23 protein-coding genes are annotated in these 25,106 nt (G+C 49.2%); 6 read left to right on the top strand and 17 right to left on the bottom strand.

The features are described 5' to 3' along the window. The first annotated feature begins 45 nt into the window (after positions 1–45). The 5 genes from trmB to arcA all read left to right on the top strand — a co-directional run bounded on the left by trmB (position 46) and on the right by arcA (position 5,994). Positions 46–765, top strand: coding sequence for a tRNA (guanosine(46)-N7)-methyltransferase TrmB (trmB, locus tag J3369_RS19385; protein WP_349590040.1), 720 nt, complete (start codon positions 46–48; stop codon positions 763–765). Between the two features lie 21 nt (positions 766–786). Continuing rightward, positions 787–1,875: a methyltransferase gene (locus tag J3369_RS19390; protein ID WP_349590043.1), complete on the top strand. Its 1,089-nt coding sequence runs from the start codon at positions 787–789 to the stop codon at positions 1,873–1,875. 107 nt (positions 1,876–1,982) lie between these two features. Beyond that, a complete protein-coding gene (glgA, locus tag J3369_RS19395) occupies positions 1,983–3,407 on the top strand; it encodes a glycogen synthase GlgA (RefSeq protein ID WP_349590046.1) in 1,425 nt (474 codons plus the stop codon). An 88-nt stretch (positions 3,408–3,495) separates the two neighbouring features. Continuing rightward, on the top strand, positions 3,496–5,157 hold the full coding sequence (locus J3369_RS19400; RefSeq protein WP_119502848.1) for a sensor histidine kinase: 1,662 nt from the start codon (positions 3,496–3,498) through the stop codon (positions 5,155–5,157). Between the two features lie 129 nt (positions 5,158–5,286). Further along, positions 5,287–5,994: a two-component system response regulator ArcA gene (arcA, locus tag J3369_RS19405; protein ID WP_119502849.1), complete on the top strand. Its 708-nt coding sequence runs from the start codon at positions 5,287–5,289 to the stop codon at positions 5,992–5,994. Between the two features lie 109 nt (positions 5,995–6,103). Here arcA and pmbA read toward each other — a convergent pair whose 3' ends face one another. Next, on the bottom strand, positions 6,104–7,435 hold the full coding sequence (gene pmbA, locus J3369_RS19410; protein ID WP_349590050.1) for a metalloprotease PmbA: 1,332 nt from the start codon (positions 7,433–7,435) through the stop codon (positions 6,104–6,106). A gap of 71 nt (positions 7,436–7,506) precedes the next feature. On the opposite strand from pmbA, the gene yjgA reads away from it, so the two are divergent. Further along, the gene (gene yjgA / locus J3369_RS19415) at positions 7,507–8,058 is read left to right on the top strand and encodes a ribosome biogenesis factor YjgA (RefSeq protein ID WP_119502851.1); all 552 of its coding nucleotides are present in this window, start codon (positions 7,507–7,509) and stop codon (positions 8,056–8,058) included. A gap of 47 nt (positions 8,059–8,105) precedes the next feature. Here yjgA and J3369_RS19420 read toward each other — a convergent pair whose 3' ends face one another. From J3369_RS19420 to J3369_RS19495, 16 genes are all read right to left on the bottom strand, one after another. Then, the gene (locus J3369_RS19420) at positions 8,106–8,717 is read right to left on the bottom strand and encodes a peptidoglycan-binding domain-containing protein (protein ID WP_349590054.1); all 612 of its coding nucleotides are present in this window, start codon (positions 8,715–8,717) and stop codon (positions 8,106–8,108) included. Between the two features lie 75 nt (positions 8,718–8,792). Next, positions 8,793–10,109, bottom strand: a complete 1,317-nt coding sequence (locus J3369_RS19425; protein ID WP_349590056.1) for a choice-of-anchor L domain-containing protein — start codon at positions 10,107–10,109, stop codon at positions 8,793–8,795. 332 nt (positions 10,110–10,441) lie between these two features. Further along, the gene (gene tldD / locus J3369_RS19430; RefSeq protein WP_349590059.1) at positions 10,442–11,884 is read right to left on the bottom strand and encodes a metalloprotease TldD; all 1,443 of its coding nucleotides are present in this window, start codon (positions 11,882–11,884) and stop codon (positions 10,442–10,444) included. Continuing rightward, positions 11,877–12,701, bottom strand: a complete 825-nt coding sequence (locus tag J3369_RS19435; protein WP_349590061.1) for a carbon-nitrogen hydrolase family protein — start codon at positions 12,699–12,701, stop codon at positions 11,877–11,879. The genes tldD and J3369_RS19435 overlap by 8 nt, the downstream gene beginning before the upstream one ends. Continuing rightward, positions 12,694–16,560 carry a YhdP family protein gene (locus J3369_RS19440; RefSeq protein WP_349590064.1) on the bottom strand — a complete coding sequence of 1,289 codons (3,867 nt, stop codon included), beginning with the start codon at positions 16,558–16,560 and terminating at the stop codon, positions 12,694–12,696. Before J3369_RS19440 ends, J3369_RS19435 begins: the two co-directional genes overlap by 8 nt. A gap of 15 nt (positions 16,561–16,575) precedes the next feature. Further along, complete coding sequence (rng, locus tag J3369_RS19445; protein ID WP_303572134.1) at positions 16,576–18,042, bottom strand: ribonuclease G; 1,467 nt, start codon at positions 18,040–18,042, stop codon at positions 16,576–16,578. Further along, positions 18,039–18,623: a Maf family protein gene (locus J3369_RS19450; protein ID WP_303572135.1), complete on the bottom strand. Its 585-nt coding sequence runs from the start codon at positions 18,621–18,623 to the stop codon at positions 18,039–18,041. Before J3369_RS19450 ends, rng begins: the two co-directional genes overlap by 4 nt. A gap of 8 nt (positions 18,624–18,631) precedes the next feature. After that, positions 18,632–19,111: a rod shape-determining protein MreD gene (gene mreD / locus J3369_RS19455; RefSeq protein ID WP_442858433.1), complete on the bottom strand. Its 480-nt coding sequence runs from the start codon at positions 19,109–19,111 to the stop codon at positions 18,632–18,634. Beyond that, complete coding sequence (mreC, locus tag J3369_RS19460) at positions 19,104–19,994, bottom strand: rod shape-determining protein MreC (RefSeq protein WP_349590067.1); 891 nt, start codon at positions 19,992–19,994, stop codon at positions 19,104–19,106. The genes mreD and mreC overlap by 8 nt, the downstream gene beginning before the upstream one ends. Positions 19,995–20,045: 51 nt before the next feature. Next, complete coding sequence (locus J3369_RS19465) at positions 20,046–21,089, bottom strand: rod shape-determining protein (protein WP_119502859.1); 1,044 nt, start codon at positions 21,087–21,089, stop codon at positions 20,046–20,048. A gap of 345 nt (positions 21,090–21,434) precedes the next feature. Beyond that, entirely contained in the window at positions 21,435–21,893 is a 459-nt protein-coding gene (locus J3369_RS19470; protein WP_349590070.1) for a hypothetical protein, read from the bottom strand. Continuing rightward, positions 21,877–22,731, bottom strand: coding sequence for a PulJ/GspJ family protein (locus J3369_RS19475; RefSeq protein ID WP_349590073.1), 855 nt, complete (start codon positions 22,729–22,731; stop codon positions 21,877–21,879). Before J3369_RS19475 ends, J3369_RS19470 begins: the two co-directional genes overlap by 17 nt. Continuing rightward, positions 22,731–23,312, bottom strand: coding sequence for a type IV pilus modification PilV family protein (locus J3369_RS19480; RefSeq protein WP_303572139.1), 582 nt, complete (start codon positions 23,310–23,312; stop codon positions 22,731–22,733). The genes J3369_RS19475 and J3369_RS19480 overlap by 1 nt, the downstream gene beginning before the upstream one ends. After that, on the bottom strand, positions 23,302–23,874 hold the full coding sequence (locus tag J3369_RS19485; RefSeq protein WP_303572140.1) for a pilus assembly FimT family protein: 573 nt from the start codon (positions 23,872–23,874) through the stop codon (positions 23,302–23,304). Before J3369_RS19485 ends, J3369_RS19480 begins: the two co-directional genes overlap by 11 nt. 12 nt (positions 23,875–23,886) lie before the next feature. Further along, positions 23,887–24,381 (bottom strand): type II secretion system protein, encoded by a 495-nt coding sequence (locus J3369_RS19490; RefSeq protein WP_303572141.1) that lies wholly within the window; start codon positions 24,379–24,381, stop codon positions 23,887–23,889. Positions 24,382–24,436: 55 nt separating this feature from the next. Further along, positions 24,437–25,072 (bottom strand): pilus assembly FimT family protein, encoded by a 636-nt coding sequence (locus J3369_RS19495; RefSeq protein WP_119503517.1) that lies wholly within the window; start codon positions 25,070–25,072, stop codon positions 24,437–24,439. Between the last annotated feature and the right edge of the window lie 34 nt (positions 25,073–25,106).

Consider the following 25,106-nt stretch of genomic DNA (forward strand, 5'->3'; position numbering starts at 1 on the left):
ATAATGCCGCCCCTGTTTAACCGGTAATAGTGCGGACACGAAAAAATGGGTCAATACAAAAATCAGGAAGAGGCGGAAGCCGCCGGCGTTTACATCAGCAAGGTACGCAGCTTTGTTAAACGTGAAGGCAGATTAACCAAAGGACAGGCTAAAGCGCTGGAATCTTTCTGGCCAACCATGGGCATTGAGTCTAAAGATGAAATGCTGTCTTTACAGGATCTTTACGGTCGCGATGCGCCGGTGGTGCTGGAAATAGGTTTCGGAATGGGCAAATCTCTGGTAGAAATGGCAGAGAACGACCCACAATCAAACTTTTTTGGTATTGAAGTACATCGTCCCGGAGTAGGCGCATGTTTATCGGAAGCCGGTGAACGAGGCTTGACGAACTTACGTGTCATGGAATACGACGCGGTAGAAGTGTTTAAGAAAATGATCCCTGACGGCAGCCTCGCCCGGGTTCAACTCTACTTTCCTGATCCATGGCATAAAAAGCGTCACCATAAACGTCGTATCGTACAACCTGAATTTGTACAAATGGTGCGTGAAAAGCTTGCTGTCGGCGGTAAATTCCATATGGCGACTGACTGGGAACCTTACGCTGAGTATATGGCGGAAGTGATGAATGCGGCTCCCGGCTATGAGAATACCGCGACAGACGGAGACTATGTGCCCCGTCCGGACTACCGGCCAATTACGAAGTTTGAAGTCCGCGGACAAAAGCTTGGCCACGGTGTGTGGGATCTCATATACCAACGTACAGAATAATAAAATAACCGGAAAACACACATGCTCAGCCCGCAAAGCCAGTTAATGGAAAGAAACCTGGCACTTTTTGAAGAAGGTAACTGGTTGATTATCAACCCTGCCGACGCGTATTTTGCCGATCAGATAGATCACCGACCTGTGACCTTTCTTCACCAGTACTTCGACATTTTCAGTGAAAGTGTGCGGGTGATCCCCTGCTGTGAATTCGACAGCCGCGATGTCAGTCATTCTGAGGCTGGCTTTTGCATTGAACAAAAGACCGGCGCTCTCCGCCATCTGTTTGCCCCGTTCATTCCGGCGGAAACCCGTTTTTCTGACATTCTGATTTACATGCCTAAATCAAAAGCGCATATGCAGATGTTGCTGGCCATGGCTGTCTCTGCGTTGCAGGAAGGCGGTCGCATTCACATTGTGGGCGAAAATAAAGGTGGCATTAAGAGTATCGGCAAGCTGATTGAAAAGACCGGTCCGTCACAGAAAGTAGACTCTGCAAGGCATTGTAGTCTGGTTACGGTGATACCTGATAAAGCAGGAACAGCGTTTAACCCCGGGGACTGGATTGACGAAGCGGAATACGAGGTTCAGGGGATCCGGTGGGAAGTCGTTTCCATGCCCGGCGTATTCAGTCACGGTGAACTGGATGACGGTACCCGTATGCTGCTGGACAAAGGATCTGACCGTTTACGGGGTAAAGTACTGGATTTTGCCTGTGGTGCCGGTGTTATCGGTGCACATTTGCTGCGTCGTTTTCCCCATCTGGATATAACATTGCTGGATGTCAGTGCCCTTGCGATTTATTGCAGTGCCAGAACACTGGCCGCAAACCAGCAGTCAGCAACACTGGTTGCATCAGACGGCTTGCATGGCGTGAACAAATCTTTCTCACACATTGTCACCAACCCGCCGTTTCATACCGGCGTGAAAACAGATTACACAGTGACCCGCCGGTTTATTGAAGACAGCCGCCGCTGCCTGAACTCAAAAGGCACATTACAAATGGTTGCCAACCGGTTCTTACCCTACCCCGGACTGCTTGGTGATATTTTTCCGCAAACCCACACGGTGGCGCAGGATTCCCGCTTTTCATTGTATTTGAGTATTTGCGGATAGGCAGATTTTGAACTGTGTGGTAACGTTTACCACACATAACCGGTGTTGATTTAACTGTTTGGAAAACAAAGCAGCGCCATTGCTTTGAGGTTGTCGGGAGTCTTGTTGTGAATATCGTTTTCGCCATTTCAGAAGTGGAAGATTTAGTCAAAACAGGAGGACTTGCCGACGTAGGAAAGGCATTGCCTCTGGCTTTACTGGATGCCGGTGAACAAATCAGCATCATCATGCCCTATTACAAGGCGATTACGGACGAATATAAACTCGCCGATGCCTGTGCACAGCAGACATTATTTGCCGAAGGTAAGGTATACCACTACAACATCAAACAGTTGTCCTGGCAGGGGCTAAATATCTACTTTATTGACTATCCTGAATATTTCGCCCGCGACGGTTTGTACAGCAGCACCTATGAAGCCTACCAGGACAATGCTGAACGCTTCAGCTTCTTTTGCGGAGCAGCGTTGAATGCATTGCAGGCACTGAGTATTCAGCCTGATATTATCCATTGTCACGACTGGCACACGGCCATGCTGCCCTTTCTGTTGCGCTTTGATCAGTCCGGCTACTTCAATCAGACGAAGACGGTTTTTACGATTCACAATGCAGCCTTTCAGGGCGTGCACAAACTGGACGACATTCCTTATCTTCGCCATCACCCTGCGATTTTGTCTCAGATCCACGGCGGCTACATCAATATGTTGCAGTCGGGCATCGAATTCGCCACGAAGGTAACAACCGTCAGTCCGAATTACGCAAAAGAGCTGCTTACAGACTTAGGATCACACGGCCTGCACGGCCGTCTGGTCATGCGCCAGCAAGATTTGTCGGGTATTCTGAACGGTTGTGATTATGGGCAATGGAATCCGCAGGACGATGCTTATCTGCCGCAACATTATTCCGTCGACACCTTACACGATAAGAAAACCTGCAAACTCGCGTTACAGGAACTCAGCCATTTACCTCAGAATCCCGATGTGCCGCTGCTGGGCATGGTGTGCCGTTTAACGGAACAGAAAGGCTTCGGTTACCTTGTTCCTATTTTGCAGGATTTGATGCACCACAACGTACAGATGGTCATTGTCGGCACCGGTGATCCCACGGTTTGTATGGATCTGGATGAGTTTGCCCAGAACCATCCTCAACAATTTGCCTTTATAAACGGTTTCAGTACCCACCACGCCCACCTTGTGGAAGCCGGCGCAGATTTCTTCCTGATGCCATCCCAGTTCGAGCCTTGTGGCCTGAATCAGATGTACAGCCTTGCCTACGGAACATTACCCATAGTACGTTCAGTAGGTGGCCTGAAAGACACTGTCATTGACCAGTGTCAGGATAAAGAGCACGCAACAGGCTTTGTTTTTGATGCCCCGACACCGGAGGCGCTGCTGGCGTGTATCCGCCGTGCCCTGTTGTTCTACTATGAACACCCGGTGCTGTTCAGAGAAATGCAAATCCGTGGCATGCAAACCCGTTTCACCTGGGAAGCGTCAGCAGAATCTTACCTCTCACTCTACAGGACGATGATTTAAAGGAATAAATCACGGATGTTGCTTTATTTTTACGCAACTATAAGCCACTATTGAGTGAAGGGACGCGCTTAGAATAAGACACTGTTTAATGAGTCAGCACGCTGTGCAGCTATCAATACGTAGTTTGTTTTTGTGGATGGTTATGGCCATCGCCACAGCGTCTTTGCTTGTATCTGCGGGTTTGTCAGGCTACAACCAGGTGAATCATTACCGCGAAGCACAGCGCGAAGATGTCACTATCTTTATTGACTTACTCGCCGCCCTGTTTAAAGACGACCTTCTTAAAGTACAATCAGACAGAGATAAACGGTTACTGGGTAATAAACTTAAAAACCTGGCGGTTTCTCCTGATTTGCTCAACGTGCATATTTACCAGCAGGATATATCCGGTCAGCTCAGAATGGTGGCAAACTATACCAAAGAAGGCGAAACCCGTACCAGTTCGAAAGAGTCCTCTGTCAGTAATTATTTTCGTCCGGTTTACTCAAACGAAATCGTTGAAATTGCACGTGCCATCGAGAATGAAGATGCCTCAACGGCGGGGTACATTTATATTCAGGTGTCCACACATCGTCTGAATGAAAAAATCCAACAGTCCATATTGACGTCTGTCACCGTCATTATTCTGATGCTGGTGATCTGCTTTATTGTTTCTCTCAAAATGCAAAAGCTCATTACTGCGCCTATCCAACGTCTGGGAGATTTTCTCAGTAAAACGTCTCGGCAAAGGGATTACTCCGCCCGTGCTGAACCCGGCAATATCAGAGAGCTGGCGTATTTATCTGAATCGATTAACGTAATGCTGAGTCGTATCCAGGAATACATGCAAAAACAGAAAATGGCGGAAGAGCAGCACCGTAAACTGAATGCCAGCCTGGAAGATATGGTGAGTCAGCGCACGAACGCGCTGAAAGATGCCAACCAGGAGTTAATCCAGACACTGGAGAAGTTACACCAGTTTCAACGACAAATCGTTCAGAACGAAAAAATGGCGTCACTTGGAGATATGGTTGCCGGTGTGGCCCACGAAGTTAACACGCCAATCGGTCTTGGTGTCACGGCTTCCACCATGATGCTGGACAGATTGCACATCATTCAAAAAGAATTCGAGAGTAAAACGCTAAAAGCCAGTACAATGGCCAGGTTCTTAAATGAGAGTCAGGAAAACCTGAATATCATCTACCGGAACCTTAACCGTGCAGCAGAGCTGATTTCCAGCTTTAAACAGGTTGCGGTAGACCAGTCTTCAGAAAGTAACCGCAGATTTTGCTTTGCACAGCTGGTTAATGAGATACTGTTATCCTTACGTCCCAGATTAAAAAAGCTCCATCATGATATTCGCGTAGACTGCGATCCGACGTTATCAGTGGAGACCAAAGCCGGCCCTATCAATCAGATAATAATAAATCTGATCATGAATTCTGTCATACACGGCTTTGAGCATATAGAACACGGTGAAATAGACATCATTGCGGAAATGATGACACCGACAAAAATGAAATTAATTTACAAAGATAACGGAAAAGGCATATCGAATGATATCCGCAAACGTATCTTTGACCCGTTTGTTACAACTAAGCGGGGGCAAGGTGGCTCCGGACTGGGTATGCATCTGGTCTACAACCTGGTAACACAGGCACTGAACGGCACCATCTCAATTACCAGTGAAGAAGGAAACGGCGTGGAATTTATTATCATTTTCCCTGTCGAAAGCTCTGAAACAGGAAATTTACCGTTAAAAGGTGAATAAGCCCTTGTAAATTTTGTACAAATCCTTATACCGTTGACAAGTTATCCGATAAACGCTTTTAAAATAGTCACCCGGATATTAGAATTGTCAGAAGCTAGCTTAATCGATTGTAGAAGAGTGTAAAACACCATGCAGACGCCAAATATATTAATTGTTGAAGACGAAGTGGTAACGCGTACCACACTAAAGAGCTTGTTCGAAGCTGAAGGCTACAATGTGTTTGAGGCCGAGAATGGCGATCAGATGCATGATTTCTTCGAAAATCACTCTATTAACCTGGTTATCATGGATATTAACCTGCCGGGCAAAAATGGTCTGATTCTGGCGCGTGAAGTACGCGACCGTAAGAATGTAGGTCTGATTTTCCTGACTGGCCGTGACAACGATGTAGACCGTATTCTGGGTCTGGAAATCGGTGCAGATGATTATCTGACTAAACCTTTCAATCCACGTGAACTGACTATCCGTGCCCGCAACCTGCTTGCACGCACTACCAGTTCTGCAGAAGACGACGACTTACCAAGCCGCGTCAGCTTCAACGGCTGGATTCTGGATGGCGACAGCCGCTCACTGATTTCACCAAGCAGCACGGAATTCCGTCTGCCACGCTCTGAATTCCGTGCACTGCACCTGTTCCTGAGCAACCCTGGCAAAATTCTTACCCGTGAACAGCTAATTATGGAAATGACAGGCCGTGAACTGCGCCCGAACGACCGTACTGTTGACGTAACCATCCGCCGGATCCGTAAACACTTCGAATCCGAGCCGAGCGATGAAGAGTTGATTGTAACCATCCACGGTGAAGGTTACCGTTTCTGCGGTTCTGTAGACAGCTGATAGCCCGCCGGGCATTAGCTTTCACATTCCACAGATGAAAAAAATGCAGCCTCTGGCTGCATTTTTTGTGTCTGATGTTTCTGATACGGCTATTTGATTGAAGCCGGCATCAGCTGCCGGCTATACGCATTTCACCAATCAGAACTGAGCCGGTTTGAACACCGCCGCGAAGCTCGCGTTCGGCGCCGATGGCAGCAATGTTCATAAACATATCTTTCAGATTACCGGCAATGGTCACTTCGTGAACCGGATACTGGATAATACCGTTTTCAACCCAGAAGCCGGCAGCACCACGGGAATAATCGCCTGTTACGGTGTTTACACCCTGCCCCATTAACTCTGTAACCAGTAAACCGGTGCCCATTTCTTTGAGCATTTCAGCATCAGACTGCCCGGTATTACCCACTATCCAGTTGTGGATACCGCCAGCGTGACCGTTTGAAATAACACCCAGTTTGCGTGCTGAATAGGTCGTGTAGAGATAGTGAGATAAACAACCGTTCTCCACAATCGTCATGTCTTGTGTTGCCACCCCTTCAGCATCAAAGCTGGAACTGGCCAGCCCTGATTTCAAATGAGGCATCTCTTCAATGTTCAGCCATTGAGGGAAAACCTGTTCGCCCAGCTTATCCAGCAGGAATGAAGAACGGCGGTACAGGCTGCCACCGCTGATAGCACTGACATAATGGCCGAATAATGAACTGGCAACGTCCTTATGCAACATGACCGGTACTTTGCCTGTGGCAATCTTACGGGCTCCCAGACGGGCGACTGTTGCCTCAGCGGCTTCGCGGCCCACTTCTGCAGGAGGTTTAAGCAAATGCGCCTGACGGTTCACTGTATAGGCATAATCCCGCTGCATATCACCATTTTCAGAGCCAATCATCATGCAGCTCACGCTGTAACGACTGCTCGGATAGCCGGCGTTGATACCATAGGTATTACCATACACCCGCATCCCCAGGTTTGCGTTATAAGATGCGCCGTCTGAGTTGGTAATGCGTTTGTCGTATGCCATGGCGGCCCGCTCAGCTTCAATGGCAATTTCAATGCCCTTTTGCGGGTCCAGTTCAATGGGGTGATACAATTCTAAATCAGGAAATTCAGTGGCAATCAGTTCTTTGTCTGCCAGGCCAGTGCACGGGTCTTCACTGGTATAACGGGCAATATCCACCGCTTTTTCTACCGTCAGTGCCAGCGCTTCCTTACTCAGATCCGCTGTAGACGCACTGCCCTTATGCTTACCGACATAAACGCTGATCCCCAGACCACCGTCGTTATTAAATTCCACATTTTCTACATCGCACATGCGGGATGACACTGCAATCCCCTGCACTTTCGACATACTGGCCTCGGCCTGCGTCGCACCTTTTTTCAGCGCCATTTTGAGAACGTCGTCTACGACATTCTGAATTTCCGCAATTTGCTTTTCAATTTGCATAGTGAGTTTCGCTATTTCCGTCTGTATGTCACAATAACCGAATACTGCAGTGTAACATTTATGAGTGCCAAATGAGCGATAACAACCACCATTCTGATGAAGAAAACTTATTTAATGAAATTGATCAGGATGATGAGAGTGAATTAATCAGTAAATCCGAACTGAAGCGTCTGTCTGCTGAACGTCAGAAGCTCGGAGAAGACCTGGTTAACTTAACGCCGGCCCACCTTGCCACCATTCCAATGGACGAAGAACTGGAAGACGCAGTGATGCTGGCGCGGAATATTAACCGCAAAAAAGATGGTTTCAGACGTCAGCTTCAGTTTATCGGCAAATTAATGCGCAGCCGGGATACCAGCGATATTGAAGCTGCGCTGGCAAAATTGACGCACGCACACCAGGCCAGCAATGCCGCGTTTCACGCGCTGGAAAAAGCCAGAGAAGCGGTAATTAATGAAGGTGATGACGCCATACAACGCCTGATGGAAGAGCATCCAGCCCTGGATCGCCAGAAACTGCGGCAGTTCCACCGTCAAATCAGAAAAGAGCGGGAGAACAACGCACCGCCAAAAGCGTTCCGCGAGTTATTTCAGTACTTAAAAGAAGTGATTCACGAAGGGTAACAGTCATGCTGTTACAGTACCGCCAAGGATCTGTAACAGCACTCAATTTATTGAGCTGAAGTGTTTTGAGACGGAATCAGCAACAGATTAACCAGCGTTTGCTGATCAGGAAAACCGGATTGGGTTAGCCCTTTGCTTTTCTGATATGACAAAATAGCTTTAACCAGTTTTTCATCAAAACTTGTTTCACCCACATCCACATCATAGCCCTGACCATGCAAAGCCTCCCGCACTGCTAACAGTGTTTCAGCGTAGAAATAGCTCTTGCTGTTCTTCAGGTTAACTTCAACTAAGTCTGACTCTTTAGTTAAGCGTGTTGAGGCAAATGAACTTAGCATCGTATTCACAGCAGTCAATATGCGGGTTTCCGGCTGTTTTTCACAATGTTTTGAAATAAAAAACATCATCAGCTCGGTAGTTTGCCAGGGCGTAATATCGTAGGTTTCTTTCTGGAAACTGTTGAAAGCCGACACGTAGCCTTCAATCCAACCACCGTAAAGATAGTATTCGTTACTCTTTGCCTGATATGCCTGATTAAAAGCTTCGCATGATTTTCTGCCTGCGCCTTTGGCAGCAAATTTTCCTTCACCATCGGCTGCTGATACACCGAAAGACAATAAAACTGCCGGCAAGATGGCGGGTACAAATCGAATTCCCATGATAATTCCGTTTACTGAAAATTAAACGGGCGGTAAAACCGCCCGTGAACTTTAAAACAATATCAGATTTTCAGATTACTTTCTTCTGAACTGGCGGAAACCGAACAGGCTCATCGCCAGCATGGCCAGAGTCGCTGGTTCTGGTACGTTTATACCACCGCCAACTGTGGTTGTAACAGGGGTTTGAACCACACCGTAACTCCCTCCGGCACTGAAGGAAACACCCGTTACGAATGCAGCAGGGTCTGTGGGGTCCAGCATCAGGTTTTCATCGATTCCCTGAATTGTGAAGCTGCTTACCGGAAAGTCGAATGTGAATGTTTGTCCGGCAAGCAATGCCACCGTTTCTTCAAGGCCGAACTCATTGATGAACACGACTTCGTAACCGTCACCATCATTAACGCTGAGTAAGGTAGGTGCAGTTACGCTGGCAAACAAACCGCCGCCTGTTGCCGTGTAGGTATAGCCGGTTGACACATCAGGATCGATCCAGATTGTTTCGTTCGCTTCAACTTCTGGCAGCACAAAAACAAATCCGCCATTAGCGTCTGTAGGGTTGCTGGGATCAGGCATTAACGGAGTGAATTCAGAGCTGCCACTTTCACTTTCGAAGTTACCGAAGCTACTCAGGTAAATTGTTGTATCGTAAGCACTGTCACTGGCATCTGCCAGCAGCATCGTAAAGGTATTTCCAGTACTCCCCGGTGTTACCGGGATATCGAAGCGAAGTAAAGGGATACCATTTGGCGCCAGCATACCATCCAGCTCAGTACCGCTGATATTCGCAAAATCAGGGTGGTTGATAGTGATAGGATAGAGCGGGTCACCGGCAACCGCGCCGGAAAGCTGTGCACCGGCTACGTTTTCATCGTTCAGTAACAATGCAAAACCGTCAACGAATGATGAGCTCACATACTCAGGATATTCTTCAGAACCAAAAGCAGCAACAAAGGAAATGGTATCAACACTACTGTCTACATCGAATGTAATATTCAATTCCACAGGATCACGATGCACCGACTGCCCTGTGATTTCACTTAAAATTGCGTTTTGTGCGCTGCTGGCACTCGTTCCCCATCCGGTGGAAAAATTATTTCTGGTATTCGGACCGGATTCATAATCAGCTACATTACCGGTACTGAACACCAGGCCACCCTCACCGGCCAATCCGTAAGTGCCATCTGAGTTGGTAAACGTACCTGACTGACCAGATACGCCGGTTAAGCTGGAGCTGGTTACTGTCAAACCCGAATTTGGAATGATAAGCGCGTCTGTAAGTACAGATGCATCGTTTTCTACAGAGATTGCAATTGCATTAGCCGCAGAAGATAAGAGTGCAGTGCTAACTGCTAAAGCAAGTACGCTTGTTTTAATGAATTTTGTAGAGTCCATAATCTGGCCTTAAGTTGTTCCATAACACACTGAATCGTCAGCAATTCGAAAATCAATTCAGTTTTAGCAAAATAAATATCATTTCATAACTCATTGAAATAACTAAAATTAATGAATTAAGTGGAAATTAATGTAAAGAATGCAAACAGTAAAAAAGTACTAGTTCTTCACTGTAGTCAATCCGTTACTTAAAATCTTGCTGGTATGAAATGCAGGCTATTGCAGAGAGGCCGTATATCAGAACAGTTGGTCAGCTAATATGGAAAAGCAGGGGAAAAAGAGGATAACGGGCAAAGCTCACGGCTTTACCCGCATCAATGTGGATTTTGAGGTTATGCAGTACCACCTACGGTGAGTTCATCCACCTTCAGCGTTGGCTGACCAACGCCAACCGGCACAGACTGGCCGTCTTTACCGCACACACCTACACCACGATCCAGCGCCACATCATTGCCGATCATGGAAATTTTCTGCATGACTTCCGGGCCATTGCCAATAAGGGTAGCGCCTTTTACCGGCGCAGTAATTTTACCGTTCTCAATCAGATAAGCCTCTGCGCTGGAAAATACAAACTTACCGGATGTGATATCTACCTGACCACCGGCGAAGTTCGGTGCGTAAATACCTTTGTCGATTGACGCAATAATCTCCTGCGGGTCGTGCTCACCGGCCATCATGTAAGTATTGGTCATACGAGGCATGGGTAAGTGTGCGAAGGACTCACGGCGTCCGTTTCCGGTTGGGCTCACCCCCATCAGACGGGCGTTCATTTTATCCTGCATGTAACCTTTCAGGATGCCGTCTTCAATCAGTACATTATGTGCTGACGGCGTGCCCTCATCATCTACAGACAGAGAACCACGGCGGTCAGCCATTGTGCCGTCATCTACCACTGTGACCCCTTTAGCAGCTACACGCTCGCCTATACGGCCGCTGAAAGTAGATGCACCTTTACGGTTGAAGTCACCTTCCAGACCATGGCCTACTGCTTCATGCAGCAGCACACCCGGCCAGCCGTTACCTAACACCACCGGCATGGTCCCGGCAGGGCTGGCTATCGCTTCCATATTAACCCGTGCCATGTGCAGTGCTTCATCGGCCAGGGTCTCGTAAAAAGGCCGGCCGTCTTTATCTGTGGTGAAGAAGTCGTATGAGTGGCGCCCGCCTGCACCGGCACTGCCACGCTCCCTGCGATCGCCTTTTTCCATCAGTACCGAGCAGTTCAGACGCACCAGCGGACGAATATCTGCCGCCAGGGTGCCATCAGTCGCAGCCACCAGTACTTCTTCATACACGCCGCTTAAGCTCACTACCACCTGATTAATACCGGGTTCTTTTTGACGGATATAAGCATCCACCGATTTTAACAGCGCAATTTTTTCAGCGTCCTGCATGGCAAGCAAGGGATTGTTGTCTTTGTAACGGGTGATATAGCTGCCGGTTTCCAGTGACTGAACATGATGTTTACCACCGGAAGGAGCAATCGTGCGGGCTGCACGGCAGGCGTCCAGCAGAGCCGTTTCATTGATGTCGTCAGAGTATGCAAAACCTGTTTTTTCACCACTGACTGCTCGCACACCCACACCGCGCTCGATGTTGTAGCTGCCGTCTTTGATGATGCCGTCTTCCAGCACCCAGCTTTCATGCTGGCTGGACTGAAAATACAGGTCAGCATAGTCATTGTCATGGTGATAAATTTCACCCAGCGCTTTTTCCAGCGATGACAAATCAAGGCCTGAGTCTGTAAGCAGATGCGTTTTTACGTTATTAAACAAGTTGGCTCCTGAACCGGTTATGTTGGCTGACAGGCATATTCGCCTTCAACTTCACCCGATCGTTAATGTCTATTTTAGCACTTACCAGCCCGGTCTGTTCAGGCTCGCAGGCCAGAACATCCCCCCAGGGAGAAATCACCATACTGTGACCGTAGGTTTCGCGCTGATTGGCATGAATGCCGGTTTGATTTGCGCCAGCCACAAAACACTGTTTTTCAATTGCACGGCTTCGCAAAAGCACTTCCCAGTGAGCTTCGCCGGTACGCTGCGTAAAAGCAGCAGGCAACACCAGAATATCGATGTCTCCCATTGCAGTAAATAAGCCGGGAAAGCGCACATCATAACATACTGCCAGGCCAATACGCCCGACCTCAGTATCTGTAACCACCACCCGGCCGCCGGGTTTCGTGTATTTAGATTCCAGATAGGTACCGGTGCGGTCATTTACCGCCACATCGAAAAGGTGAATCTTCTGGTATTCGGTTATCAGTTCGCCATCCGGCGAATAAAACAGGCAGGAAGCTGTAAACAGGTTTTCCTCAGAGGTTTTGAGCGGAATAGTGCCACCCGCCAGATAGCACCGGTATTTTGCCGCCATAGCACTGAGTGCCTGTTGAATTTTGCCTTCACCTTTCGCTTCTGCGATAGTCAGTAATGTACCGTCACGGGTGCCGAAACAGGCGAAACACTCAGGCAATACAACCAGACTGGTCACTTCGTCCGGGTCTGGCAGTAACGCAAGTTGAGATTCAACAAACTGTAAGTTCGCTTCGACATCCGGCCCGGATGTCATCTGTATTGCGACGACATTAACCATTGTTTACCTCCAGTTTGATGCGCTCCATGTCCTGGTCTGTGATGGGATCATCCGGCGATGTTGCCGGCCGGGTTTTCGCCGGCAGTGCAACTTCTTTGCTGTCCCTGCCCACCTCTTCAAATACCGGTTCACTTAAGCTGCCGGTAACATGGTAGTTCACATTTGATATGACTTTCGCTGATGTTAACACCTGGTCCAGAGCCAGTGCAGCCAGTGCGGTTGGCGGCGTGGCAAGGAAGTACACCAGGATAGGCAGGTTGCCGGTGACGTTAGGCGAAAACACCACGTTGTAATTCAGCTGGTTTTCCACCAGATCCGTATAACCTTTGATGTTGATCTCACCGGCACCGCCATCAATTACGGTATCGCCTGTATACGCCTTGCCGTCAGCGATGGACAAGGTACCGCTCATATCATCATAAAAGAAGCCCTTCGCGAACACATCACGGAAATCCAGGCTCAGTTTACGCACCAGTGAATTCAGGCTGAAAAGGGTAAAAATACGGGAGCCTTTATCACTGACTTCGCTGAGATAACCGTCTGACAAAGACCACTTTACATCGCCTGTCACGGTTTCTACACTAAAATCCATGGGGGATTTTGCCCAGCTTAAATCAAAATTCATTCTGGCGCCTGAGTCTTTAATGCCACTGTCGACGCCCCAGTTTTTCAACATCATGCCCACATCATCACTTTCCAGCGAACCGCCCAGTAAAGTGTTGTTGTCGTCGCCGTCAAAGACCCATTTTCCTTTTGCCGAAAACTTGCCATGCCTACTCACTGCACTGAGTTGCCTGATATCCAGACCAGACGTCGCTTTCGTCACATCCAGTGTTACCTCGCCTAAATCTTTGTCGAGGAATATGCATTGTTTGCAGTGGAAGTAGACCGGCGGTAACGTATTCGCATCCCAGTTATGGGCCACGCCTTCATCTTCTGATTCCCAACTTTCAAAACGAATATAGTCAGCTTCAACGGTAACGCCCCGCGCCAGCCAGTCATCATACAAATTCACCGTCGCTCTGGCTTCCGTGGCGTTAATATCTAGCATCCAGTTATTGTTTTGCTGCTTGGTGGTAATTTTAGCGTTGTGCAGATTCTGACCGGCAATCACCAGGTTACCGGCATTAACAAAAATACGTTCCGGCACAGAAAACAACGCGTTTTTCTGCATACCGGGTTCGCCGCCACTGCCCATGCCGTTTACCAGTAACTCGATGGTTTTGTACCAGTCCGTCACATTCACGACATCCATGGCGGCAGAGATGCTGAAACCAATGCCCATGCCTACAAAGTCGCTGTCACCCAAAGCCAGGTGGGCGCGGGAAAACTGCATTTCCTGATGAGGCAGTACACCTTCAAAGCGCACATCATCCCCTAAGCTGGCTTTCACCGTTGAGGCTTGCTCATTCCCTTCACTGATCACATTGAACAGCAAATCACTGTCTGCTGTTTTAGCAAAAGGAGCTGGCAACTTTGAACTAAGGCCGGTTAACGGCGTAGTGATATTCGCACGGTAGCTGAATCCTTCCGGCGGAATACGCAGTGCGACAACGGCCTGCCAGTGGGCATCACCGGATAAATAAGTGTCGAAGTCAGAGTTAAATTCAGCCAGCAGAGGATTAATATTCCAGGTACCATCCAGCGACAGGTCCACCAGATAATCTTCGTCTTCCTGCTTGCCGTCAAAAGATAACCTCACCGGCTGCCCGAGCAACGATGCCTCTAAATCAGTGAACTGCACCTTTTCGTTTTCAAAGCTGACTTTACCGGTAGCGCCGGCAAAATCCATTTTTACGCTGCTCACGTGAACATCGTTCCCGGGCAGGGTCACTTCTCCCCGGGCAATAACCTGGTTACTGTCGAAAGGAATTTCAAGATGTAAGCCGGCAGAAAGGTCTCCCTTTATCTGCACATCTTTTTCCAGTAATCGTCCCAGCGAACCGGATAAACTGCTCTGCAGCATAAGCGAAGTGACATCCGCACCTCTGGCATTACCCGTGGCATCGATAATCACTTTTGAGTCGCCCCGTAAGGCAGGGATCACAGCAGTCATATCACTTACAGCAACACCACCAAGTGTGCCGCCCGGACTGTGCATAGTCAGGCTGTCGTTCTCGAACAATAAAGTAAGGTCCAGCCCTTCCAGTGGCAGCCAGTCATCAGAGAAGCGGAAGGTGCTGCCGTTTACCTGTACTTTGGCCTGAAAAACCCCTTCATTACCGCTGAAAGGAAACTCTGCCGGCTTACCCTGCCAGAGTATAGTGGCCCCTTCTATTTGCCCCGGCCCGACGAAAGCCCGGTTGAGAAAAGCCGTTGTGTTCTTGCCAATTACCGGACCAGGCAACAGGTGCTGTATATCTTTTACCGGACGGGACGCGATGTCAGCACTTACCGACAACTCCCGTGATGTGGTATCAAAGCGGAATGCCGGTTGAAACGATAATTTATCCGACTGCACATCCAGTTTGTGGCTCTGGACAACCCAGTGATTGCCGTCATCGGGGGACTGCCGGTAAACAAACACTTTCCCTCTCAGCTTGCTTACCTTCACTGATTCCGGTAGCAAATTATCGATGTCCAGGGTGCTGTCATCTGCAGATAACAACACCACACCTTGTTTCTTATGCCAGAAAATATCCATGTCGAGGTGAGAAAGCCCGGGTACATAGCTATCCTGATCCCAACTCACGTCAATGAGTTTTGCTGCCAGGTCGAACCCTTTCGGCTGCAGTTTTACCTGTAGTGTAGCCAGTTGACCACCCGGGTTGATATCGCGAATATTGTCATCGGCGGTATCGTCTGTGAACAGGGGTAATAACACCAGAAAAGGGTTAACCGGTGCAGGCTTCACCGTATTCACCAGTAATTCATTATCCGATACGGTCCCTACCAGGTCTGTTACCAGGCTCTGATCGTTGGCATCAAAAATGAGCTGATCAACACGGAAATGCCATTTGTCTTTAACCGGTTGCGCCTGAATGCTGCCGCCACGGATCCCCGAGTTAAACACCAGCGCATCGTCGCCACCCCACGCCAGCTTACTTTCGTGGAATTCGGTATAAAACGCACTGAAGTGACTTTCTTTTACTTCCGCCCAGACTTCAAAATTCGCCCGGCTTTCACGCAACGGACGACGTGTTGCCAGCAAGCCGCTAACCCAGGGAGAAATATCCAAATCTTCTGCACGGGCGTACATCACGCCATCCAGTGAATCAGGGGTACCGGTGAGATCGAGAATAAAAGAAGCCGAGTTATTTGCCAGTTCCTGCACCCGCACTGCGCCGGTGCCCTGGTGACGCCGGTCTTTGTTGATCCAGCTCAGTGACTCCAGTTGCAGTACTTCCCGCTCGTTGTTGCGGGTAATCGCAACCTCACCATCAGTTAGTGAGAAACGCTGTAATTGCTCAAGAAAAAGGCTTTTGAGGGCATCGACGACAGGAAAATCACTCTCGCCGGCACCGTCCAGACGATCGGCATCGATTTCGAGTGTCAGTGCATCCAGAGTAAAGGCATTGGAAGACAACATCCGTAAGCGCAGGCTTTCCCAGAAGTCGATTTCCATGTGGACTTGTTTAATACCAAGTGCCACCGGAGAAGAGTCGCCATTGGCGAGCACCACATCATTCAATACGATACCGGGGCCTGATTTTCCCCAGTCAGCCTGAACGCTGCCGATTTTGAGATCGACACCGTATTTTTCACTGACATAGTCTTCGAGCAGGTATTTTTTATGGTCGATATGAGGCAATGCGTAGCGCATAACGCTCAGCATGACAGCAAACAACACTAAAAAGACTGCCAGCAGCATCCACAGCTTTTTTACCAGCCAGGTGGCTACCTTACCTGCTTTACTCACTTAACGGGCACCGCCTTACATCATGACTACGTCGTATTTATCCTGGTTGTAAAGCGGCTCTGTCTGCACTTTAATCTGCTTAGACACAAACACTTCCAGCTCAGCCAGAACATGGGATTCTTCACCCAGCAGCGCATCGGCCACATTTGGCGAAGCATAAATAACAAATAATTCTGCGTCATAGGCACGGTTAACACGCACCACTTCACGCATAATTTCAAAGCAAATCGTCTCGATAGTTTTTACCGAGCCCCGGCCTTTACATACCGGGCACAGTCCGCACAGGGTATGCTCAAGACTTTCGCGGGTGCGCTTACGGGTCATTTCAATCAAACCCAGTGAGGTAAACCCGTGAATATTAATCTTTGCCCGGTCCTTCACCGTTGCCGCTTCCAGACTATTTAAGACACGCCGTTTATGATCCGGTTCCGACATATCAATAAAGTCGATGAGGATCATACCACCCAGATTGCGCAGCCTGAGTTGCCTTGCGATAGCCAGCGTGGCTTCAATGTTAGTATTGAAGATGGTCTCTTCCAGATTGCGGTGACCGACAAACGCACCGGTATTAATATCGATGGTGGTCATCGCTTCTGTCTGATCGATTATGAGATAACCGCCGGATTTAAGATCGACCCTGCGATCTAACGCCCGCTGTATTTCATTTTCAACATCATACAGGTCAAAAATGGGCCGGTCGCCACGGTAATACTCCAGTTTGCTTTGCAGTTCGGGAACATATTCGGCGGTAAATTCCCCTAATTCCCTGAAAGATAAATTGGAGTCGATACGGATACGGTCCAGATCAGTGCCAACAAAGTCCCGCAGCACCCGGCGGGCCAGTGGCAAATCCTCATACATGATGTGCTGCTTCTTGCGACCCATCCGTTGTTTAATTTTATTCCACAACCGGCGCAGAAAAGCCGCGTCGGAAGAGAGCTCCTGTTGCGATACACCCTCTGCGGCGGTTCGCAAAATAAAGCCGCCTTCATCGTCACAGTATTCCTGTACCAGATTCTTCAGCCGCTCCCGCTCCGCTTCGTCTTCAATGCGCTGGCTGACGCCGACATGGGTGACGCTGGGCATGAAGACCAGATAGCGTGACGGGATTGTGATGTCAGTAGTCAGCCGCGCGCCTTTCGTACCGATGGGATCTTTCACCACCTGCACAATAATGTCCTGACCGTCACGCACCAGCTCGCGGATATCCCGCTTTTGCAGCTGACTGCTGGATACCTCATCAACAATTTCATTGTGGACAACGATGTCTGATGCATGCAAAAAAGCGGCTTTATCCAGACCGATATCCACAAACGCTGCCTGCATGCCAGGTAGCACACGGCTCACTTTCCCGCGGTAAATATTCCCCACCAGCCCTTTCTTGGTGTGCCGCTCTACGTGCACTTCCTGAAGGATACCGTTTTCGATTAATGCGACCCTGGATTCAGAGGGCGTTACGTTAATTAGCAGTTCTGCACTCACGATGAAATTCCAAATTCTTTCAACAAACAACGGGTCTCGTACAATGGCAGACCAATCACTGAACTCACACTGCCGGATACCGATCTGACGAACTGACCGCCAATACCCTGAATGGCATAACTTCCGGCTTTATCTGCAGGTTCTCCTGTCTCCCAGTATGCGGCAATATCGTCGTCGGTGACAGGGGCGAAAAGTACCTTTGTGCATACGCACAGTGTTTTTGATTTACCGCCGCAATAAATACTCACGGCAGTAAGCACGTCGTGTTCCTTATCAGACAACGCTCTGAGTGTGGCAAAACAATCATCACGGTCTGCCGGCTTACCTAACGGCCGGCCCTGAAAAGCGATGAGCGTATCTGAAGCCAGCACCACGCAAGACGAATCAGCTTCCGCGTTCAGACGCTCACTGGCAACCCTTGCCTTCTCAGCCGCCAACCGCGTCACCATAGTTTCAGGAGATTCTCCGTCGAGAGGAGACTCATCGATATCGACAGGAAACTGGCGATGGGCAAACCCCATCTGGTCAAGTAATGCAGTGCGGCGGGGAGAAGCTGATGCCAGAATAAGTTGCGCTGACATAACGCCTCCTAATTAATGTTGAGTTGTCTGCGTGCTTTACGGAGCAGCCAGAATATCCAAGGCCATAAAATCATCGTACTGAGGACTGGCCATAAATAGCTGAGCTGAAAAGGAATGCCGGTGAGAAGATGCTGAAGCCAGAATAAAACGGTGTGATAGAGCGCACTGATCAAGCCGATGATAATAGCCTGTTGCCACACCGAGTAATTGCGCAAACGCTGATAATTAGCCGCCAGTGTAAATACCGATAAACTCAGGGAAAAACTGTGAATCCCCAGCGATGTCCCCAACAAAATATCCATGGCAATTCCTGCCATGAAGGCCACGCCTACATTCACGCGGTGAGGCAATGCCATGGTCCAGTAAGCCAGCACAATGAGCACCCAGTCCGGCCGGTAAATATCGACCTGGATTGGCAGAGGCACAATTTGTAAAACCAGTGCAATGAGTAAAGTGGCAATAATGGCAGAGTGGCGGGTCTTAATCATTCTCACCCTCCGGGCTTTCATCACCGGCGGTACTGACACGATCAAATTCCGGGTCTCCGTCATGATTTTCCGGCCACAACAACAGTAAATACTTCAGTCTGTCCAGCCGTGCAAGAGGCGTAGCAGCGACAATAGCAAACGGACGGCTTTCGTCACGGGTCACACGGCTGACCTGTGCCACCGGATAACCCTCCGGAAATACCTGTCCTAAACCTGATGTCACCAGAATATCCCCGACTTCCACGTCCACACTATGAGGGACATGTTCCAGCAGAAGCTCATCGAGAGAGCCGGTACCGCTGGCAATAAAGCGGATATTATTACGTACTGAGCGTACCGGCACAGCATGAGTCACATCAGTGATCAGCACCACACGGCTATTCGTCGTACCCACTTCCATCACCTGGCCCACTACGCCACGATCATCCAGCACCGATTGCGACAGGAACACATCGTCCAGGGCTCCTTTGTTGATCACAATTTGCTGGCTGAAAGGACTGTTTTCAACGGCCATCAGCTCTGCCACCTTTTTACGCACGTCCGGCTTTGCCGGCGTATCCAGTAAGGCACGGAGTTGATCGTTTTCAGACTGTAAAACATCAAATCGCTGTAGGCGTTCGCTCATCAACAAAACCTGATTGGTCAGCCGCTGGTTTTCTTCAACGAGATCTTCATGGGAGGTAAGACGTTGCGCGCTGGCGCTGAGCAGTACGCTGGGAAGGTTCGCAAGATATTGCAATGGACTCATCAGTGAGTTCATGTACACGCGCGAAGACTGAAACGCATCAAATTTCGAATCTGCGATTATCAGCGCCACCGACATTACCAGCGCAAGAATGAGGCGGCTAATCAGTGAAGGTCCGCGTGTGAAAATCGTATCCATATTACCCGTGATACGCAGTAAGGCTACCTTGCGGTAGCCTTTCTGGTTTGATTATTCGTAGCTGAACAGGTCGCCGCCATGTATATCAATCATGTCGAACGCTTTACCGCCACCGCGGGCTACACAGGTAAGCGGATCATCTGCCACCACTACCGGGATACCGGTTTCTTCCATCAGTAAGCGGTCCAGATCTTTCAGTAACGCACCACCACCGGTAAGTACCATGCCGCGTTCAGAAATATCTGAAGCCAGTTCCGGCGGAGACTGCTCGAGGGCAACCATGACCGCAGACACGATACCGGTTAACGGTTCCTGTAAGGCTTCTAAAATTTCATTGGAATTCAGCACGAAGCCACGGGGCACACCTTCCGCCAGATTACGGCCGCGCACTTCAATTTCACGTACTTCATCACCCGGGTAAGCAGCACCGATTTCGTGCTTAATACGCTCTGCGGTAGCTTCACCGATGAGTGAACCGAAGTTACGACGCACATAGTTGATGATCGCTTCGTCAAACTTATCACCACCAATGCGTACGGAAGAGGAATACACCACACCGTTCAGTGAAATAATTGCGACTTCTGTGGTACCACCACCGATATCGACCACCATGGAACCGGTAGCTTCTGATACCGGTAAACCCGCACCAATAGCAGCCGCCATCGGCTCGTCTATCAGATACACTTCGCGGGCACCTGCTCCCAGTGCAGATTCTTTAATAGCGCGGCGTTCTACCTGAGTAGAACCACAAGGTACGCATACCAGCACTCGCGGGCTGGGACGCAGGAAATTGTTGTCGTGAACCTGTTTAATAAAATGCTGCAGCATTTTTTCAGTCACATAGAAGTCAGCGATAACGCCGTCTTTCATTGGACGGATAGCACGGATATTACCCGGCGTACGGCCAAGCATACGCTTAGCTTCAGAACCCACAGCGGCGACACTTTTTGGTCCTGATGCCCGTTCCTGACGGATTGCTACCACTGATGGTTCGTTAAGTACGATGCCCTGATCTTTTACATAGATGAGCGTGTTAGCCGTTCCGAGGTCGATGGACAAATCGTTGGAAAACATGCCTCGAAGCTTTTTAAACATGAAATGCCAGTTCCTGTTATTGCGCCTGCATACCTTTCTTCGGGCATGGCTTGCGGCGTGACTGCGAAATGAAGATATATATCCGCACACTTTAACAACGGGTACTACTTTGGGCAAGCAAATAGCCCCCTAAGGCGCACAAAATACCGCTTCGCTGGTCAGCTTAAATGATTGATCAGAATTTTAGTTCAAAAATCAGCCAGCAGAGGAATTGTTTCGTCATGTAAAAGTGTGCAAAAAGAGTGACAATCACCACTCTGAACAGTCGTTAGACTGAGAAGACGGCATTCCGTTCAGGAAAAGTTCAGGAAAATCCGGAAGCAAAGGAAAACACACCAGGCAGGACTAATAGTTGAAGGGTTTAGTCATGTTGTATGTGTTGGATTTCGTCGCCACCATATCACCGGCAGCGCAGGTGCCGGTGGATTTAATTTCATAATGGTACTCTGTCTGGTTACCGCTGACAGGAATTGAACGGGTGGTACACCGCACCACGATTGTACAGCCTTCAAACCCTTGAGTATTCACCACCAGACTGTCCAGATTGAAAGACGTCTCGCAAATATGCAGACCGCCGTTAACCGGCTTAATCGCGTGGACCAGTATTTCTACTCCCACCAGCGATGCCTGCTCAGCCCGCTCGCCCATGACTTCATACACAATGGTTTTCTCTGATGACTGCACCATTGAAGCCATTGAAATACCAATGAGTGACAGCACAACGATAGCAAACATCGCCAGTACCAGCATGCTGCCGCGTTGTGATGCGGGTAAAGTGCATGTTGTTTCAGGGTTTGAACGCAACGTGCACCTCCTGAAAATGATTAACCTGCTCACCATTATCATTAAACTGAAGGTTTATCCTGACGAAATTGCTTTTTCCGGCAGGGCCGGCAAATACCATTAACGGATCGTTAGCGGCATAGGAAGACGCCGGATTACCTGACAAGGAATTTGTAACATGCTCAGCCACAATTACAGCACCAGACAACGACAAAGATTGCGAGGTATTCATATTTTCCTCTTTGCGATATACGTTGCCATTCGCCACACAGTAGCTGATTGTCCGGTTAACAAAATAGGCATAGTGATGAGGTGATGCCTGCTGAAATGCACGGTCTACCTGTACCTGAATAACATCATCACTGTCATCACGGGTGAGGCAATGCCCGTCTCCGTCATCTGAGCATCCTGTTACCCGCGCTTTTCTGTTACGTGACTGATCGTATACGTCAGCGGGTTGCAGGGGATAAATGACGATGTGCTGATCATTAGCGACAATATGGTAATTACCATCCGGGTCGTGTGGCCAGAACATATTTACCGTGCGGTTGGACGTTGAACCAAAAGGTGCGGTGGCATAGCTGGCAGGCCAGACGACCGGGGTAAATTCAACGCAGTGCACTCCACTGTTTCCGGCGATGCGAAAACTGTTTGGCACAGCACGGGCCATTTCCCGCTGCATCCGCATTACGGCGAAGCGGCCCTCGTTCATCAGTTGCTCTCTCTCAACACTGCCGGCAAACAGCAACATGGTATTCCCCATAAAGCTGCTTATTCCCAAACCCACAACACCCAGGATCACAATCACTGTGACAAGTTCAATCAGGGTAAAGCCCTTGTGTACACTGAACTTCGCCATCAGATATTCCACTTGTATGCAGAGAACACCACCGTATCGCCACCCGGTGTGGTAATAAAGACGACAATGCGTTTTATATTCCCGGTATAGGTACCGGTATCGTATACGCCATCCTGATTAGTATCGTCATCGTCTATGCCATCGGTATTATCATCGTAGTGCACGCGGACAAACAGCGAAAACCCCTGATAAAGTGGTGAGCCGTCAGGCGCGATAAGTGCAACGCCACGGCTGTCAGTAATACCGGCCCCGGACTGGCTGAGCAGGTGATAATCATCCACATCATCCCAGTTTGCTCTGACTTCACCGCTACCCGGTCCGAATTCATTGGTATAAGAACAGCGATTACCCTCATTACACCGGGGGTCGTCGGGATTGGAACTGGAACGCACATCAAATTTTTTACTGTTAATTTCCGATAGCAATGCCCGTCCGAGTTCCGCTGCACGGGTTTGCCAGATGGGTTCCAGGCTTTTCTTTGATTGTTCAGCAATGAGCTGCACAGACGTGGCCAGCACGATAGCAAATATCACCATCCCGATAACCGTTTCCAGTAATGTAAACCCCCGGTTAGCATTCATAGATGAAACCCTGGCTGTTTACGCACACGCTGGCGGTTGATTTGCCGGCAAATGAAATACGGCAACCGGAACCTGAAGCGCACAGAGCGCCGGGGGTCAATGGTTTACCCACATTGTTAAAACCGATATAGACCGGCGCAGAGGCATTGCCATCGTAGCCCGACATCGTGACTTCCATGGCACTAATTTCACCGTTATCCGTACGGAGGTGGCTGGCTGCGCTGAAATCAATGCCGCTCTGACAGGACGCGGATGCACTGGCAGATGCCAGAGTGGCCACTGGCGGGCCGAAATTGAGCGAAGACGGGGAATAATTGAAGTTCAGCCGGTGACAATATCCATCACGGGTGTCCTGCATGGCCTGCATCTGAACATGCCTTAGTGCGCTAAGCAGGCGCTTCTGCAGCAGGAACTCGTTGTACCCCTTGCCATCATCGAAGCGTGAAATCGCTACCACCGATAACACACCCAGTAAAACTATGATGATGACAAGTTCAACAAGGGTAAAGCCCGACTGAACTCTCAAGGTTGCAGGACACAGATGCCCTACGCGCTTTTTCATTGATACTTCCGGTTAGCAGCCCTGGTCCTGTACGACAATAACAGGTGCTGTATTAGCATTCGCGGCCTCAGTGTAAATAAGCTGACAAGCATCAGCTTCTGTCGCGTTATATGCAGTGCCTTCCGGCGTAATTGTAAATTGACCGGCTGCCGGAGAACCCACAGTGATTGTCCAGTCAGCATCGCTGAATTCTACCCAGTAGTTCAGGTTCGTGATGGAAGCCACTTCGGCATCCGGATAGCCAAAATCTGTATCTACTGTATTGCCGTTGATAGTTATCTGAGTGGTTGCATCACCGGCATAGGCCGTGCGTTGCTCACCGGCAATGGCAGATTTTGCATAAACCAGTTGCATGCCGCTGGTCAGTGCCGCTTTAGCACCTTGCAGGGTAGATGCACGGGCATCACCTTGTAAGTCGATGAAACGGGGGGCTGCCGTCACGGCAAGAATACCTAAAATCACGATCACAATGACCAGTTCGATAAGTGTAAAACCACGTTGTTGCATGTTCAGTACCTCTAAATAGGAAATTAACTATATATATTATGGCTTAAAATCTTGCTCAGTTAGTTATGGATTGATCGCTATTGTTAGTGAACACAATAACCTGACCTATCCTTGAGTCGTATATGAATCCATTTCCCTGTGTGTTATCGACCGGCGCAGTGTTTAAGTTCTTGATGGTTTGACTTAAATAATAGTAGCACTGGTCATTTCCGCCAGATCCTGTACCACTGCTTACTGCGGTATAGTAACGAAATCGTTCCGTGGGAATATTTTGCCAGTTAGCAGTAATGGTCGGTGCACTCTGCATGATCAGACTGAAAATGCTCTGGCAATCTGCATTACTCATACTGGTATCTTCCGAACTGCCATCATTCGCCAGTTGCCCGGTAGGGTAGCCGGTGTCACTGTCGACCCCTACACGCACGCCATCCAATGTGACAAAGGTTTGATTCGTGCTGTCGTTGTCCTGCGGACGGGCCTCAAGTTCCCATTGCGCCCGTACCAGCCCCACGCCGGTGGCAAAGCCGCCTGCCACACCTTCAACGGTGGCATTTTCTGCATCTTCGGTCACGTCCAGAAACCGGGGAATGGCCACTGCAGCCAGCAGGCCAAGCAATACCACAACAATGGTCAGTTCAATCAGCGTAAAGCCGGCCTGACTCTGTGTTGCCCGATAACGCTGTATATCCATGTTTCTGTTCTCCCGTTTTTCTGCATGCTGGCGA

The sequence above is a fragment of the Alteromonas sp. NFXS44 genome (assembly GCF_040148705.1).
Classification (GTDB): Bacteria; Pseudomonadota; Gammaproteobacteria; order Enterobacterales; family Alteromonadaceae; genus Alteromonas.

Bases quoted from the DNA above. Each gene is read 5' to 3' on its own strand.
- J3369_RS19475 (WP_349590073.1), bottom strand. From the start codon at position 22,731: ATGGCGAAGTTCAGTGTACACAAGGGCTTTACCCTGATTGAACTTGTC.
- mreD (WP_442858433.1), bottom strand. From the start codon at position 19,111: ATGATTAAGACCCGCCACTCTGCCATTATTGCCACTTTACTCATTGCA.
- J3369_RS19480 (WP_303572139.1), bottom strand. From the start codon at position 23,312: ATGAATGCTAACCGGGGGTTTACATTACTGGAAACGGTTATCGGGATG.
- J3369_RS19435 (WP_349590061.1), bottom strand. From the start codon at position 12,701: ATGGTTAATGTCGTCGCAATACAGATGACATCCGGGCCGGATGTCGAA.
- J3369_RS19495 (WP_119503517.1), bottom strand. From the start codon at position 25,072: ATGGATATACAGCGTTATCGGGCAACACAGAGTCAGGCCGGCTTTACG.
- J3369_RS19450 (WP_303572135.1), bottom strand. From the start codon at position 18,623: ATGTCAGCGCAACTTATTCTGGCATCAGCTTCTCCCCGCCGCACTGCA.
- J3369_RS19490 (WP_303572141.1), bottom strand. From the start codon at position 24,381: ATGCAACAACGTGGTTTTACACTTATCGAACTGGTCATTGTGATCGTG.
- J3369_RS19400 (WP_119502848.1), top strand. From the start codon at position 3,496: ATGAGTCAGCACGCTGTGCAGCTATCAATACGTAGTTTGTTTTTGTGG.
- J3369_RS19390 (WP_349590043.1), top strand. From the start codon at position 787: ATGCTCAGCCCGCAAAGCCAGTTAATGGAAAGAAACCTGGCACTTTTT.
- J3369_RS19465 (WP_119502859.1), bottom strand. From the start codon at position 21,089: ATGTTTAAAAAGCTTCGAGGCATGTTTTCCAACGATTTGTCCATCGAC.
- J3369_RS19425 (WP_349590056.1), bottom strand. From the start codon at position 10,109: ATGGACTCTACAAAATTCATTAAAACAAGCGTACTTGCTTTAGCAGTT.
- mreC (WP_349590067.1), bottom strand. From the start codon at position 19,994: ATGGATACGATTTTCACACGCGGACCTTCACTGATTAGCCGCCTCATT.
- pmbA (WP_349590050.1), bottom strand. From the start codon at position 7,435: ATGCAAATTGAAAAGCAAATTGCGGAAATTCAGAATGTCGTAGACGAC.
- trmB (WP_349590040.1), top strand. From the start codon at position 46: ATGGGTCAATACAAAAATCAGGAAGAGGCGGAAGCCGCCGGCGTTTAC.
- J3369_RS19485 (WP_303572140.1), bottom strand. From the start codon at position 23,874: ATGAAAAAGCGCGTAGGGCATCTGTGTCCTGCAACCTTGAGAGTTCAG.
- J3369_RS19420 (WP_349590054.1), bottom strand. From the start codon at position 8,717: ATGGGAATTCGATTTGTACCCGCCATCTTGCCGGCAGTTTTATTGTCT.
- yjgA (WP_119502851.1), top strand. From the start codon at position 7,507: ATGAGCGATAACAACCACCATTCTGATGAAGAAAACTTATTTAATGAA.
- arcA (WP_119502849.1), top strand. From the start codon at position 5,287: ATGCAGACGCCAAATATATTAATTGTTGAAGACGAAGTGGTAACGCGT.